The sequence below is a fragment of the Hymenobacter gummosus genome, from assembly GCF_003970915.1.
In the GTDB taxonomy this organism is placed as follows: domain Bacteria; phylum Bacteroidota; class Bacteroidia; order Cytophagales; family Hymenobacteraceae; genus Solirubrum; species Solirubrum gummosum.
In genome coordinates this window covers 555,458-570,368 of sequence record NZ_RXOF01000001.1, presented here as the reverse complement: position 1 = coordinate 570,368, position 14,911 = coordinate 555,458, and the positions used below count along the sequence as shown (strand labels likewise).

Below are 14,911 nucleotides of genomic sequence, written 5' to 3'. Positions count from 1 at the left end.
CGTATGGAAACCGATTTCCTCTCCGCCTGCGTGCAGCCGGCCCCCCAGCCCGTTCCCGCCGCTCCCGTTCCCGCTGCCGTCGGCACCAACCGCACGGTGCAGGTGCAGCGCCTGGGCCGCGTCGAGTACGTACCGACCTGGGACCAGCAGGAAGCCTTGCTGGCCGCTACGGTGGCCGTGAAAACCCGCAACCGCCAGGCCGAAGCCAGCGGCGCGGCGCCCGAAGCCACGCCCAACTACCTGCTGCTCTGCGAGCATCCGCCCGTGTACACCCTCGGCAAGAGCGGCAAGCCCGAGCACCTGCTGCTCGACGAGGCTGGGCTGCAGGCCCACGGCGCCACCTTCCACCGCATCAACCGCGGCGGCGACATCACCTACCACGGCCCCGGGCAGCTCGTCGGCTACCCCATTCTCGATTTGGAGAACTTTCGGCCCGATATCCACTACTACCTGCGCACCCTGGAAGAAGCCGTTATCCGCCTGCTGGCCGATTACGGCCTGGCCGCGGGCCGCATTGCGGGCCTGACGGGCGTGTGGCTGGATTTTGAGGAAGGTGACCCGAACCCGCGTAAAATCTGCGCCATGGGGGTGAAATGCAGCCGCTGGGTGACCATGCACGGCTTCGCCCTCAACGTCAATACCGACCTGAGCTATTTCGGCCACATTGTGCCCTGCGGCATCACCGACAAGGCCGTGACCTCGCTGCAGCAGGAGTTGGGGCGCCCCGTGCCGCTGCGCGAGGTAGAAGACGGCCTGCTCCGCCACCTGGCCGAACTCCTCGACGCCCACCTCGTTGAATAAGTGCCGACGGGCTTATCCCACCCAGTAAGTCCGCCGCTTGTAGTCCATGAAAGCAGATATCAAATTCGACCCCGTTGAAGGGGTTTCCGTCGCCATCGTTCCCGAAGACAGCGCCGCCGTAGAGGTCGGCAAAGCCGGCTGGCTGGTGTACTTGCTCAATCACAACCGCTTCGCCCTCGACAACGTCATCGTCAGCTCCAACGGCTACGGCCTCGACGCCGAGGGCCAGATTGTACGCACTTCCACCCTGCGGCACCACTTCCCCGAGCTGGCGGCCCAGTCGGCCCTGCCCATCGAGCCCATCGACCCCGCCCTGTTTCACCTGAACAACCAGTACTGGGTCAGCTACTACGTCGACGGGCAGATCTTCGATAAGAAGTTCATCTTCGTGCCCGACTCCATCGTGGCCGACAACCTGATTTCCATCGGGCTGCTCGGGCGCGAAGGGGTGTTGCACAGCTGAGGGCCTTAGGCTTCGCCGCCAGTTCCGTACCTTTGCCCGTCTCACTACCGACCTATGAATCCAAACGGCGTGACGCTGGGGCTGGCCTTTCTCTGGGCTTTTCTGGTGGCCCTGTTCGCAGTGCCCTCCGTCATCTATATCGCGCACCTCAAGAACATGCTCGATCTGCCCAATAAGCGGACCGTGCACGCCGTATTGACGCCGCGTCTGGGCGGGGTAGCCATTTTCGCCGGCTTCATGTCGGCCCTTACCATCTTCGCCGACCTCGGCAACGGCGTGCAGCAGCTGCTGGCCGGTTGCATCGTGCTGTTCTTCGTCGGCCTGAAAGATGACTTGGTAAGCATTTCGCCGGCCAAAAAACTGGTAGGTCAGCTGCTGGCTACGGGCATCGTGATGTTCATGGCCAATATCCGCATTACCAGCTTCCAGGGCATTTTCGGCATTCACGAGCTGCCCGAGGGCATCAGTTACGCCTTTACCTTCCTGGTCATTGCCGGCATTACCAACGCCATCAACCTTATCGACGGGCTTGATGGCCTGGCCGGCTCCATCGTCATCATTATCGTCAGCACCTTCGGCTACTACTTTTACCGCTACGGCGGCAGCGAGTACGGCAACTACGTCTTCGTATCGGTGTGCGTCATTGGCGGGATGCTGGGCTTTTTGCGCTACAACTTCCACAAAGCCACCATCTTCATGGGCGACACTGGCTCCCTGCTCTGCGGGTTCATTGTGTCGGTGCTCACCATTCAGTTTATCGAAATGGGCGTCCGTTCGCAGATGCCGTTCGAGTCCACTAATCCCTCGGTGGCCGTTGGCATCCTGTTCGTGCCCCTGTTCGATACCATCCGGGTTTTCACCGTCCGCATCCTGAACGGCACCTCGCCCTTCAGCCCCGACAAAAACCACATTCACCACCGCATTCTGGCCATGGGCTTTCAGCAAATCAGCACGGTACTGCTGCTGGCGCTGCTTAACCTGGTGGTGATTCTGTTCGTCATCAACTTCGCCGAGCGCGGCAATACCATCCTGATTGCTGCCCTGCTCGCCTTCTCATTGGTCCTCAGTGTATTCCTCGGTACCTACCGCAGCCGGAGTGCCCAGCAGCGCGTGGCTTCGTAGAGCCCTGGCGCTTGGCTGCTGCCTGCTCGGCCTGTTGCTCGGCCTGGGCCGCGCCCAAGCCGCAGAGTACCGTCCGCTGCCCCCCACGGCCCCGTCGGGCCTGGGCAGCGAATGGCTGATTTACGCTCCAGGCAGCAACAAGCTCGTACTATACCTGCCCGGCTACCACGCGCCCGCCCATGCGTACTACCAATGGGTGGATATCCGGCCCGGGCGGCCTTTGCCCATCACCTTTGCGGCCCGGCAACACCTGACGCTGTTCTTGGATAACCAACTGATATTCCGGGCTCCCCGCACCGGTAATTATTCTTTGGATCTGGCAGCCCTGGTGGCGTCCAACAACAAAACCACCCGGCACCTGCTCTGCGTCTGGCATCCGGAGCAGTCTCCCAACTACACTTCCTTCACCAACGCCACGGCCAGCCAAGCCAAAAGCGGGGCGCCAGCTCAGCGGTGGTGGAAGCCCCAGCTGCGACTGGCCGGGCAGCAGGGCGAAAATATATTCCTCTGCTTTCTGCTGCTGATCGGCCTGCTGTATGGGGCCGTGCGCACGATTTACCGCCCCGGTTTTGCCCGCATCTATGAGTTGTGGAGCAACACGCCTGGGGAACAGAATTTCCTGTCCCGGCCCACTATCACCTGGCTGAACCTGCTGCTGGTGCTCATCTTTTCCCTCTCGCTGGGACTGTTGATTGTGGCCATTCACACCAACGTGCAAAGCTTGGTAGTGCTGCGCCAGCTCTTTGCCGTTCCCGAGTCGGGCCTGGTACTCCGCGTACTGACGTACGCCCTGCTGGTTGCCGCCTTCGTGTTCTTAAAGCTGGTGTACCTGAGCCTGATGGGCTATATCTTCAACGTGTCCTCCCTAATCCTGGTACAGTACCGGGAATTTGTGCGCAGCTTGCTGTTCATGGGCTTGTTTCTGCCCATCGTAATGCTATTGTACTTGGTACTCAATCAGACTTGGCCCGATGGGGTGCTATGGGTGTCCAATGGCGTGGTATCGTTGATGTTATTAGCAACGGTGTTCCGAGTGGCCCGCACCTTGCACCGCCGCGTGTCCATAATCAATCTGCATTTGTTTTCGTACCTTTGCGCCACAGAAATCATACCTCTGACGGTATTGCTCAAATTGTTGGTAATCACTTACTGAGCAAGCCCTTTTTGGGAGGTCCGCCGCAACCCCTCCATCATATCGCCTAAGTTTTACTTTCTTTTCCCATATGGCCGAAAGCACAGACAAGCCGGGCTCCGGTCGGCACGCCAAGCGCATTCGTAGCATCTTGGTGACGCAGCCCAAGCCGGCCAACGACGTGTCGCCCTATTTTGCCATTGCCGAGAAATACGGCATCAAGGTAGATTTTCGCGAATTCATCCAGGTTGAGCCTGTTTCCTACAAGGACTTCCGCAAGGAAAAAGTAAACATCCTCGAGCATACGGCCATTATTTTCACCAGCCGTAACGCCGTCGACCACTTCTTCCGCATCTGCCAGGAAGCCAAGTTGGAAATGCCCGCCGAAATGAAGTATTTCTGCATTTCCGAGCAAACGGCTAATTACCTGCAGAAGTACATCGTCCTGCGCAAGCGCAAGCTGTTCATCGGCCAACGCACCGCTGCCGACTTGTTCGACGTTATCAAGAAGCACAAAGGGGAGAAATTCTTGTACCCTTGCTCTGATATCCGCAAAGACGACATTCCGGAATTCATGCGTGCCAACGGCTTCAAATTTACCGAGGCCGTCATCTACCGCACCGTCGCCAGCGACCTATCGGACTTGTCCGACGTGAAGTATGACTGCTTGGCCTTCTTTAGCCCGTCCGGCATCAGCTCTTTGTTCATCAACTTCCCGGATTTTGTGCAGGAGGGCACGCGTATCGCCGCTTTCGGCCCCACTACGGCCAAAGCCGTCCGCGACGCAGGCCTGGAACTGGACATTGAGGCTCCCATGCCCAATGCCCCGTCGATGACCGGAGCCATTGAAGCCTACATCCGCTTGCACCACGGCGCGGAAATAGCCAAAGAGCAGGCGCGCAACAATAAACAGAAAGCTTAAAAGAGCCTACAACGGGCCAAAACAAGCAGCGGACATATAATTATGTCCGCTGCTTGTTTTTTTGCCATGATTTGTTGGGGGGTGATTTTTCTATACATTTGAAAAACTTACGCTGACCCACCCATCAACCGTAACCACCCACCTCTCAATTGCTTCCTATGAAGGGAAATTTACTTGCCACCCTCCTGCTCTCCGCAGTGGCAGGGTCCGCTGTTGCCCAACAGCAACCCCAGTTTAGCCACTACGGCTTCAACGGCATGTACCTGAATCCTGCCTATGCCGGCATTAAGGAGCAGGGTGAGATTACCTCCTTGGTACGTAGCCAGTACTTCAATTACAAAGGGTTTGATCCGAACGGTGACGACAAAGTGGGCCTGCTGAGCATTGCCGTGCCGGTGCGGGCCATCGGTGGGGGCGTTGGCGTTAACATCTACCGCAACCTTATTGCGGAGTCGAAAGTCACTACCGCTTCGGTTTCCTATTCGAAGCACCTCAAAATCGGTGATGCCGGCAAGCTGGGTCTGGGCGTACAGGGTATTTTCCACAACCTGAACAAAGGCCAGTATCGTGCTGTCGACCCGGAAGATCCGAGCGTACCTTACAACAGCAGCGACCGGAAGTTTGAAGCCGGGGTTGGTGTGTGGTACGAATCGCCCAAGTGGTATGCTGGTCTGAGCGTGAATAATCTGCTGCGCTCGGAATTTCAATTCCAAACCCAGGAAGGCACTAAGACGGCTAAGAGCACGGCTGAGAATCACGCTTACCTAACCGTCGGATATAACTTTGACCTGACCGACGAAATCGTGCTGACTCCCACGGCCATCGGCAAAGTGGTGCTGCCGGGTAAGTTTGGCGACAGCAAGAAATTTACGTCTGATAATAATTCGTTTGAGGCCGGCGTGCGGGCTACTTTCAGCGACCGTTTCTGGGGTGGCGTTGGCTACCGCTACGACGAATCTCTGACCGGTATGGTTGGCGGCTCCTTGTTGAAGGATAACGTGCTGCGTATTGGTTATGCCTTTGACTGGGTTGCATTTAACCAAGATGCCCGTGCAACTGGTTCGCACGAAATCATGCTCTCCTACCGTCTGCCCAAGCCTGGGCCGGCTACGCGCCCTGCCATTCGCACCCCCCGCTACAGCTTCTAGTAAGCAACCTGCGGTTTAACTACCCAAGACTGGCAGGCTAAGCAAACCGGTTTTTGGCCACTGTGTAATAACTCGGCACCTCATTCCGTTTGGTGGATTGGCTAACCAATTCGTAGACAAACGGATGGGGTTTGGTCAAACGCTTGTTTGCGAACAGCATTGTCGCTAAATTTGCCAAGCGCAAAATTGTAATCTTTGGGTATCGCCGCCTGAACAGTCACTTTCACCCTCACATGAACAAGTTTCTTGGTTTGCCCCTCATCGCCTCCGTGGCCTTGATGTTGGGGGCTTGCAGCTTCGGCAACGCCCCTCAGGGTGACCTGGTAGGAGCTCAGGACCGACCGGAATTCAACCCGCAGGAGGTTCCTTTCGGGATGGTTCCTTGCCCTGGTGGAACCTTCCACATGGGCCAGACCGACGAAGACATTGCCGCTTCGATGGTCAACATGAACAAGCAGGTGACCATCGCCGGCTTCTACATGGACGAGACGGAAATCACCAACAACGAGTACCGGCAGTTCATGAACGCCGTGATGCAGGACTCGATTGATGTACTGGGCCAGGAATACATCATGACGGAGCTGTACCCCGACACCACAGTGTGGGTACGCGACTTCACCTACCACATGGGTGACCCGCTGATGGAATACTACTACAGCCACCCCGCCTTCGACGAGTACCCCGTAGTTGGTGTCGACTGGTTTGCTGCTAAGTATTTCTGCAACTGGCGCACCAAGAACAAGAACGCTGCTGCTGCCGAAACGGGCGTAGCTGGCGTACCGGGCTTCCGCCTGCCCTCGGAGGCTGAGTGGGAGTACGCTGCCCGCGGCGGCCGCGAACTGGCTAGCTTCCCCTGGGGCGGTCCGTACCTGCGCAACTCCAAAGGCTGCATGCTGGCTAACTTCAAGCCCGGCCGTGGCGACTACGCTTCGGATGGCTACGCTTACACCTCGCCGGTGGGAGCTTACTTCCCGAACGACTTCGGCCTGTACGACATGTCGGGTAACGTGGCCGAATGGTGCGACGACGCTTACATGGAGTCGTCGATGCCGGTGGTGTGGGACATGAACCCTACCAACCCCGATGACAACGAACCGCGCAAAGTTGTGCGCGGTGGCTCGTGGAAGGACATTGCCTACTTCCTCGAAACCGGTACCCGTAACTTTGAATACCAGGACTCGGCTCGCTCCTACATCGGTTTCCGCTGCGCGCTGATCCAAATCGGTATGGGTACCAACAATAGCTTGTAACCACCCTCAGTTTTCCCTCTTTTTTTAAGTCAACCTCACACCCACTTCTTTCTTTCTTACCCAAAATGGCCAAAAAGGGAAATTTCTTCTTTGACAAGGTGATGCCGATGGTGTATGGCCTCGGTGCTGCGGTTGTAATTGTAGGGGCCTTGTTTAAGATCCGGCACTTGCCGGGCGCTGACGCGATGCTGACGGTGGGTCTGCTCACGGAAGCTCTGATCTTCGCACTCAGTGCTTTCCAACCCGTTCACAAAGACCCGGACTGGGCTCTGGTATACCCGCAGCTCTCCGAGGGCTACGACCCCTCGACCGACAGCGCTTCGTTTGCCGCTGATAACTCGGGCAAGGGCCTTACCCGCAAGCTCGACGATATGCTGAAGGACGCCAACGTAACGCCCGACGCCATCAAGTCGCTGGGCGAGGGCCTGAACCGCCTGACGACCACCACCTCGCAACTGACCAAGCTGGGTGACGCCACCAACGCTACCGACGAGTACACGCAGCGCGTACGCACGGCTGCTCAGTCGCTGGACAATATCAATACCGCTTACAAACAGACCGCCGATGCCATGTCGGCCATGTCGGCTGCTACCTCCGATGCCAAGGAGTACCACCTGCAGGTGCAGAACGTGACCAAGAACCTGGGCGCGCTGAACGCGGTGTACGAGATGGAGCTGCAGGATGCCAACACGCACCTGAAGTCCATGAACAAGTTCTACGGCACGCTGAGCCAGGCTATGGAAAACCTGGTAAGTGCTGGCAAAGACACCGAGCAGTTCAAGGATGAAGTGGCCAAGCTGACGGTCAACCTGAACTCGCTGAACCGCGTGTACGGCAACATGCTGAACGCTATGCGTGCTACCAGCTAATTAGCTGGGACACGCTAAGAATTGACGTTGGTTTTCATCCACCCAAGTCTCTTTCATAGGAAACAATAACAATGGCGGGAGGTAAAGAAACACCGCGGCAGAAGATGATTGGCATGATGTACTTGGTACTGACTGCCCTTCTCGCGCTGCAAGTAAACTCCGCGATTCTGCTCAAGTTCAAATTTCTTGATGACAGCTTGTTAGGCGTCAATGAGAAGGTCGATAATGCGAACGACAAGCAGATCGAGAGTATTCAGGCTCAGGTAAAAAAGAATCAGAGTCAGAAGCAGGACTTAGCGGTTCTGGAGCAAAGCAAGCAAGTACGCGAGCGGACCAAGGCCATGGTAGCCTACCTGCGCGACGTGCGGGACAAGCTAATTGCGAAGACGGAAAACGTCAAAGGCAAAAACGAATACAAGAACATGAGCTCGGAAGACAAAGTCGCCGAACTCATGCTGGGCGGTAACAAGAACGGTCTTGCCTACCCCTTGAAGACTGAGTTGAACAAATACTCGGACTACATCAAGGCCTACGTGCCGGATGCCAAGACCCTGGCACTGGATGCAAGTGAAGACCCGGCCGTGACGGAGAAGGAGCAGAAGAGCAAGAACTTTGCGGAACTGAACTTTGAAAACACGCCGCTGGTAGCCGCTTTGGCCGTGCTGTCGCAGAAAGAAGCCGAGGTACTGGAGTACGAAGCTGACGCGCTGGGCAGATTGGCCGAGAAAGTGGGCGCCAAGACCATTGTATTCGACAAGATCAGCGCTTTCGCCTCTGCGGAATCTAACACGGTAGCGGCTGGTACCAAGTACAAGGCCGACCTATTCCTGACGGCATCGGCTTCGAGCCTTACCCCGACCATGACCTTGAACGGTTCGCCGTTGAAGGTCACGGATGGCAAGGGCAAGATTGAGTTCACCGCTACCCCGGGTGCGTTCAACGCAGAAGGTGTTGCAAAAAAAGAGTGGACCGGTACGGTTCGCATCCGCAATGCCGGGCGTGATACGACGTTTACGGTGAAGGTTCCTTACATGGTGACCAAACCCGTAATGCAGATTCAATCGGCTTCGGTACAGGCTCTGTACTTCAAGTGCGGCAACAAGCTGACGGTGACTGTACCGGCGCTGGGTGCCAACTACAAGCCGGGCTTCTCGGCCTCGGGCGCCCAGGTTATCACCGGTTCCAAAACCGGTGAGGTAACGCTGGTGCCGAACTCGGGCGAAGTAACCCTGAACGTGAGCAGCAGCGGCAACGCTATCGGCTCGCAGACCTTCAAGGTTCGTCCGATTCCCAAGCCGGACATCAAGTGCCTGGTGGGTGGCCGCGAAGTGAACGAAAAGCAAGGTACCCCCATCACGGCCGTTCGCAACATGAGCCTGCGCGCCGTGCCGGATCAGGGCTTTGCCAACTTCCTGCCGGAAGACGCCCGCTACCGCGTGACCCGCTACGAAGTAACGCTGGTGCGTGGCCGTCGCCCCGCAATGCAGACGATGACCTTCGAAGGCCCGGATGCTAACCTGACCAACGTAGTTAACGCTGCACGCGAAGGTGACCGTCTGTTCGTTGAAGTGAAAGAAGTGCGTCGCATGAACTTCCGCGGTGAGCAGGAGGAAGTGCGCATGACGAAAGCTTTCAACGTTCCGCTGCTGTAATTCAGGTTGGTTGTTGAACTAACCAGCTGCCTTTTATCCTTTCCCTCACATGAACAAGTACACTTCCTTTGCCGCGCTGGCGGTTGGTCTGACGTTGTCGGTATCGGCGTCGGCTCAGGAAACGGCTACGACGGCCAGCAGCAACGGCTCCTACCGTCCCATCCCGAGCACGGACATTATGTTCCGCAAAACGGTGTGGCGCCAGATTGACCTGCGCGAGAAGCAGAACAAGCCGATGTTTTCGGAAGGCAAGGAAATCACCCGCGTGATTCTCGATGCCGTGAAGCGCGGCGAACTGCAGGCTTACCGCAGTGACTCGCTCACGACTACCTTCACTTCGGAAGAAATCAAGAACAACTCTTCTTTCCAGGAGGCTAACCAAGGCCTGTCTGAGGAGGAAAAGAAAGCTGGTTTGACCGAGGACACTGGTGGTGGTGACTGGGGCGGTGGCGGCGGTGGCTGGGGCTCTACCCCCACTTCGTCGGCTGCTAAGATCAAGCGTCAGCCGAAGCTGGGTGCCAACGGCAAGCCGCTGAAGGACAAGAAGGGCAAAATCATCTACGAAACCGTGGCGGTTGAGCCCCCGAAGCCGGCAGCTCCCCCGAGCTACGAGTACCGTCCGAAGGACCTGTACCAGTTGGAATTGAAAGAGGATATGATTTTCGACAAGAAACGGTCGAGAATGTATCACGACATCAAGACCATCACGCTGGTAGTGCCGGCAACGGCTCCCGGCAACGCCGCTGGTATCGACAAGCCGATTGGCACGTTCAAGTACAGCGACTTGGTGAAGGTGTTCCGCTCGAACCCGGACAAAGCCATCTGGTTTAACCCCCAGAACGACGCCCAGCACAAGAATCTGGCTGACGCATTTGAGCTGTGGCTGTTCAACTCCTACATCACCAAGGTTTCGAACCCCGGCGACCAGCGCCTCGACGAAATCTACGGTGACCCGAAGCAAGGCATCCTGGCTGCTTCGCAAGCTGCCTCGGACCTGATCGACTACGAGTACAGCCTGTGGAGCTTCTAGAATCACGGATTTAGACGGATTGGTCGGATTTCACGGATTTCGTGAACGATTGATCTAGCAAGCAAAAGCCCCCGCCAAGATTGGCGGGGGCTTTTGCTTTGTAAGGTCGGCCAGATGCTAGCTGGCTTCGGCAGATGATTCCTGACTGGCGAAATAGTCGAGCAGGACTTTGGTTTTAGCTTTGCCGATTTCGGCTACCAACTCCGATTCGCTCAACTCCTTGATCTTCTTCACCGACTTAAACTTATTGAGCAGCTTATCGGCGGTGACGGGACCGAGGCCTTTCACGTCGGTCAGCTCGGTCTTGAGGGTGGCGGCGTCGCGGCGGGAGCGGTGGAAGGTGATGCCGAAGCGGTGGGCTTCGTCGCGCATGCGCTGGATGAGGCGCAGCGTCTCGCTCTTCTTGTCGATGTAGAGGGGGAGTGGGTCGTTGGGTACGTAGATTTCCTCCAGGCGCTTGGCAATGCCGATGATAGGAATCTGCCCCCAGAGGCCGAGGTCTTTCAGCGCCTTGACGCCCATGCCTAACTGTCCTTTGCCGCCGTCGACAATAATGAGCTGGGGCAGGCTGGCGCCTTCGTCGAGCAGGCGGCGGTAGCGGCGCGTGACGATTTCGTACATGGAGTCGAAGTCGTTGGGGCCGACGACGGTTTTGATGTGGAAGTGGCGGTAGTCCTTCTTGCTGGGCTTGGCATTGCGGAAGCACACCATAGCGGCCACGGGGTTGTCGCCCTGGAAGTTGGAATTGTCGAAGCACTCGATGTGGCGCGGCAGCTCCTTGAGGTGCAAGTCCTTCTTGGCCGTTTCGAGGATGCGTACTTCGTTTACTTCCTTGCCCTTCTCGTTCATGGCTTCCTTTTCCTTGCGCAGGTAGAGGACGTTCTTGATGGAGAGGTTGAGCAGCTTGCGTTTGTCCCCGATTTCGGGTACGGCCACTTTCACGCCCGGCAGGGGCAAAGCGGGCAACTCCACGTTGACCAGGATTTCCTTGGACTCGCTCTCAAACTCCTGCCGCAGCTGCATCACCATCGGCGCCAGAATTTCCGCGTCGGTTTCGTCGAGCTTCTTCTGCACTTCCAGGGACTGCGTCTGGATGATGGAGCCGTTCATCACCTTGAGGTAGTTGATGAAGGCTGACTTCTCGTTGGAGGCAATGCTGAACACGTCGATGTTCGACAACGAGGCGTTGACGATGGTGCTTTTGGCCTGGAAGTCGTCGAGCTTGTCAAGCTTGACCTTGAACTGGTGGGCCAGCTCGTACTGCTGTTCACCGGCGGCCTGCATCATGCGGTCCTTGAAGTAGGCCTTGGCCACGCTCAGGTTACCGGAGAGGATGTTGCGGATTTGCTGGATGTGGTAGTTGTAGCTTTCCTCGTCAATCAAATCCTGGCAAGGGCCCTTGCAGTTGCCGAGGTGATACTCCAGGCAAACCTTGTATTTGCCAGCAGCCACGTTTTCCGGGCTCAGGTTGTACGTACAGGTGCGGAGCGGATACAGCGCCCGGATTAGCTCCAGAATCACGTTCAGGCCCGTGCCAGTGGCATAGGGGCCATAGTAGCGGGAGCCGTCGTTGATTTTGTTGCGCGTAGGCAGCACCCGCGGAAACCGCTCGTTGGTCACGCAGATGTACGGGTAGGTCTTGCCGTCCTTGAGCAGGATGTTGTATTTGGGCTGGTGCTGCTTGATGAGGTTGTTTTCGAGCAGAAAGGCATCCGACTCCGAATCCACAATGGTGAATTCGATGCGGTGGATGTTCTTGACCAGCTGCTGGGTCTTCTTATTGTGGTCCTGCTTGGTGAAGTAGCTGCTGACGCGCTTGCGGATGTCCACAGCCTTGCCCACGTAGATAATCCGGTCCTCCACGTCGAAATACTTGTAGATGCCAGGACGGTGCGGCAGCTGACGAATCTGGTCTTGCAGGTGGGCTTGGGCAGCCATACGGAAAGGGTAAGGGAAATCGGCCTGGGATTAAACTACCAAAACAACGGCAGGGTTGGCAGAATTCACGCTCAGCGCAGTAATGTCGGCCCGCTTACCCGGGAATAGCATCCGGAGCGCCGCGTGGCGCCACGGGCACGAAAAAGCCCGGTTCCGACGAGGCCGGAACCGGGCTTGGCTGATGACGGAGCGGGCTAAATGTCTTCCTGATCGATGTCCTTCAGGTCGACGGGATTCTGCTTCTGCTCGTAGGGAATCGTGTCGCGCAGACCGCCGTAGTACTTCGAGCAGTCGATTTCGATACTGAGCGGCTCGGCGGGCTTGGGAAACTCGCCGGTGCTGATGCCGATATCCTTGTTGTTCTTGTACACCTGCTTCATGAAGATGCCGTAGATGGGCAGGGCCAGCTTGGAGCCCTGGCCGTAGGCGCCGGTGCGGAAGTGGATGCTACGGTCTTCGCCGCCCACCCACATGCCGCACACCAGGTCGGGCGTCATGCCCATGAACCAGGCATCGGAGTAGTTGGAGGTAGTACCGGTTTTGGCCGCAATCTGGTAGGGGAATTTGAAGCCCGTGCGCAGGATGATGGAGGTGCCGCCCTTTTCCTCCACGGCGCCGCGCATCATGTAGGTCATCAGGTAGGCCGTTTCCTCGCGCAGGGCCTCCTTGGTCTGGGGCACGAACTCGCGCAGCACGTTGCCGTTCTTGTCGTCGATGCGCGTGACCATCATGGGGGCCGTCCACACGCCCTTGTTCACGAAAGTGCTGTAGGCGCCGGCCAGCTCGTAGATGCTCACGTCGGAGGAGCCAAAGCCCACGGCGGGCACGGCTTCGATGGGGGAGCTGATGCCAAGACGGTGGGCGTAATCAACTACCATCTGCGGGCCCAGCTTCTGCACCAGCCAAGCCGTGATAGAGTTCATGGAGCGGGCCAGGGCCTGTCGCAGGGTGAAGGTGCGGCCCGAGAAGCTGCCCTCGAAGTTCTTGGGCGTGTAAGCCGGGCGGCCCGCTACGGCCGGGAAGGTGGTAGCCACGTCGGGGCGCTGGAAGCAGGGCGAGTATTCCTGGTCGATGGCAGCTACGTACACGAAGGGCTTGAACGTGGAGCCGGGCTGGCGTTTGCCCTGCTTCACGTGGTCGTATTTGATGTACTTAAAGTTGATACCCCCCACCCAGGCCTTCACCTGCCCGTTGAGCGGGTTCATGGCCATAAAGCCAGCGTGCAGCAGGCGCTTGTAGTAGGCCAGGGAGTCCATCGGCGACATCAGCACCTCTTTCTCGCCCCCGTTCCAGGTAAACACCTTCATGCGGTACTTCTTGTTCAGGTAGTACTTCACCGAGTCGGGGTGGTCGGGGAAGCGGAGCTGCAGGGCACGGTACCGCTCCGTGCGCTTGATGGAGGTGCTCAGGAAGTTCGGGATGAGGCGGCCGTTTTCGTCGCGCCAGGGCTGCTGCCCTTTCCAGTGGGCATCAAACCACTTCTGCTGCAGCTTCATGTGGTCGGCCACGGCCGTCTCGGCGTACTTCTGCATGCGCGAGTCGATGGTGGTGTAGATTTTCAGCCCGTCGGCGTACAGGTCGTGCTCGGTTTCCTTGGCCCACTGCCGCAGCATCTTACTGACCTCCACGCGGAAATAAGGCGCAATGCCCTCGTTCTGGTTTTCCACCTTGTAGTCGAGCTTGATGGGCTTGGCCAAGGCGGCGCTGTAGGCCGCGTCGTCGAGGTACTGGTACTTGCGCATCTGGCTCAGCACCCAGTCGCGGCGGCGCTTGGCCCGCTCGGGGTGGCGCACCGGGTTGAACACCGACGGGCCGTTCACCAGCCCCACCAGCAGGGCCGATTCCTCCAGGTTCAGGTTCCGCGGCTTCTTGTTGAAGAAGGTCTTGGCCGCCGTGAAGATGCCGTAGGCGTTGGAGCCGTACTCGGCCTGGTTGAGGTACATGCGCAGGATTTCGCGCTTGGTGTAGTTGCGCTCCAGCCGCACCGACAGAATCCACTCCTTGGTCTTGGTGATGAGCATGCCCAGGCCCTTCACGTCGTTCAGCGCCCCGTCGTTCAGGTCTTCGCGGGTGCGGAACAGCAGCTTGGCCAGCTGCTGCGTGAGGGTAGAGCCGCCGCCGCTCTTGCCCAGCATACCGCCCGAAGCCACGCCGGCCACCACGCGCGCCGTAGCCCGGGCATCGATGCCGGAGTGCTCCTCGAAGCGGGAGTCCTCGGTGGCGACCAGCGCGTCGATGAGGTTCTGCGGCAGGTCTTCGTAGTCGACGGGCGTGCGGTTTTCGCGGAAGTACTTGCCCATCAGTACCCCGTCGGCGGAGTACACCTCGGAGGCTATTTCACTCTTGGGGTTTTCCAGCGTCTTGAAGTTCGGCATGCGGCCGAACAGGTTCAGGAAGTTGACGCTGACGGCCAGAATGTAGAGCACCGAGCCCAGAATGCCCGCGCCAAATAATATCCACATGGTGCGGACGATGGCACTGAAACGCTCGGGACGGTTGGGCTTGGGCCGGAAAGCAGATTTGGACCGCGAAACGGTAGGCATTTAGGAGAATTAAAAATTAAAAATTGAGAATTAAAAATTGA

12 protein-coding genes are annotated in these 14,911 nt (G+C 57.8%); 10 read left to right on the top strand and 2 right to left on the bottom strand.

Annotated elements, in window-relative coordinates; translation table 11 throughout:
* The first annotated feature begins 3 nt into the window (after window positions 1-3).
* The 10 genes from lipB to porN all read left to right on the top strand — a co-directional run bounded on the left by lipB (window position 4) and on the right by porN (window position 10,389).
* A complete protein-coding gene (gene lipB, locus EJV47_RS02495) occupies window positions 4-801 on the top strand; it encodes a lipoyl(octanoyl) transferase LipB (protein ID WP_126691551.1) in 798 nt (265 codons plus the stop codon).
* Between the two features lie 46 nt (window positions 802-847).
* Window positions 848-1,264: a hypothetical protein gene (locus EJV47_RS02490; protein ID WP_126691550.1), complete on the top strand. Its 417-nt coding sequence runs from the start codon at window positions 848-850 to the stop codon at window positions 1,262-1,264.
* A gap of 54 nt (window positions 1,265-1,318) precedes the next feature.
* Window positions 1,319-2,386 carry an MraY family glycosyltransferase gene (locus EJV47_RS02485; RefSeq protein ID WP_243650979.1) on the top strand — a complete coding sequence of 356 codons (1,068 nt, stop codon included), beginning with the start codon at window positions 1,319-1,321 and terminating at the stop codon, window positions 2,384-2,386.
* 220 nt (window positions 2,387-2,606) lie between these two features.
* A complete protein-coding gene (locus EJV47_RS02480) occupies window positions 2,607-3,539 on the top strand; it encodes a DUF4271 domain-containing protein (RefSeq protein ID WP_165903587.1) in 933 nt (310 codons plus the stop codon).
* Between the two features lie 70 nt (window positions 3,540-3,609).
* Window positions 3,610-4,440, top strand: a complete 831-nt coding sequence (locus tag EJV47_RS02475) for a uroporphyrinogen-III synthase (protein ID WP_126691548.1) — start codon at window positions 3,610-3,612, stop codon at window positions 4,438-4,440.
* 158 nt (window positions 4,441-4,598) lie between these two features.
* Window positions 4,599-5,588, top strand: coding sequence for a PorP/SprF family type IX secretion system membrane protein (locus EJV47_RS02470; protein ID WP_126691547.1), 990 nt, complete (start codon window positions 4,599-4,601; stop codon window positions 5,586-5,588).
* Window positions 5,589-5,821: 233 nt separating this feature from the next.
* The gene (gene porK / locus EJV47_RS02465) at window positions 5,822-6,838 is read left to right on the top strand and encodes a T9SS ring complex lipoprotein PorK/GldK (protein ID WP_126691546.1); all 1,017 of its coding nucleotides are present in this window, start codon (window positions 5,822-5,824) and stop codon (window positions 6,836-6,838) included.
* A 65-nt stretch (window positions 6,839-6,903) separates the two neighbouring features.
* Window positions 6,904-7,707 carry a type IX secretion system motor protein PorL/GldL gene (porL, locus tag EJV47_RS02460; protein WP_126691545.1) on the top strand — a complete coding sequence of 268 codons (804 nt, stop codon included), beginning with the start codon at window positions 6,904-6,906 and terminating at the stop codon, window positions 7,705-7,707.
* A gap of 71 nt (window positions 7,708-7,778) precedes the next feature.
* Window positions 7,779-9,359 (top strand): type IX secretion system motor protein PorM/GldM, encoded by a 1,581-nt coding sequence (porM, locus tag EJV47_RS02455; RefSeq protein WP_126691544.1) that lies wholly within the window; start codon window positions 7,779-7,781, stop codon window positions 9,357-9,359.
* A gap of 49 nt (window positions 9,360-9,408) precedes the next feature.
* Window positions 9,409-10,389 (top strand): type IX secretion system ring subunit PorN/GldN, encoded by a 981-nt coding sequence (gene porN / locus EJV47_RS02450; RefSeq protein ID WP_126691543.1) that lies wholly within the window; start codon window positions 9,409-9,411, stop codon window positions 10,387-10,389.
* 117 nt (window positions 10,390-10,506) lie between these two features.
* On the opposite strand, the gene uvrC is transcribed toward porN, so the two are convergent.
* Window positions 10,507-12,327, bottom strand: a complete 1,821-nt coding sequence (gene uvrC / locus EJV47_RS02445; RefSeq protein ID WP_126691542.1) for an excinuclease ABC subunit UvrC — start codon at window positions 12,325-12,327, stop codon at window positions 10,507-10,509.
* Window positions 12,328-12,521: 194 nt separating this feature from the next.
* A complete protein-coding gene (locus tag EJV47_RS02440) occupies window positions 12,522-14,870 on the bottom strand; it encodes a penicillin-binding protein 1A (RefSeq protein WP_341539244.1) in 2,349 nt (782 codons plus the stop codon).
* Window positions 14,871-14,911 lie beyond the last annotated feature (41 nt).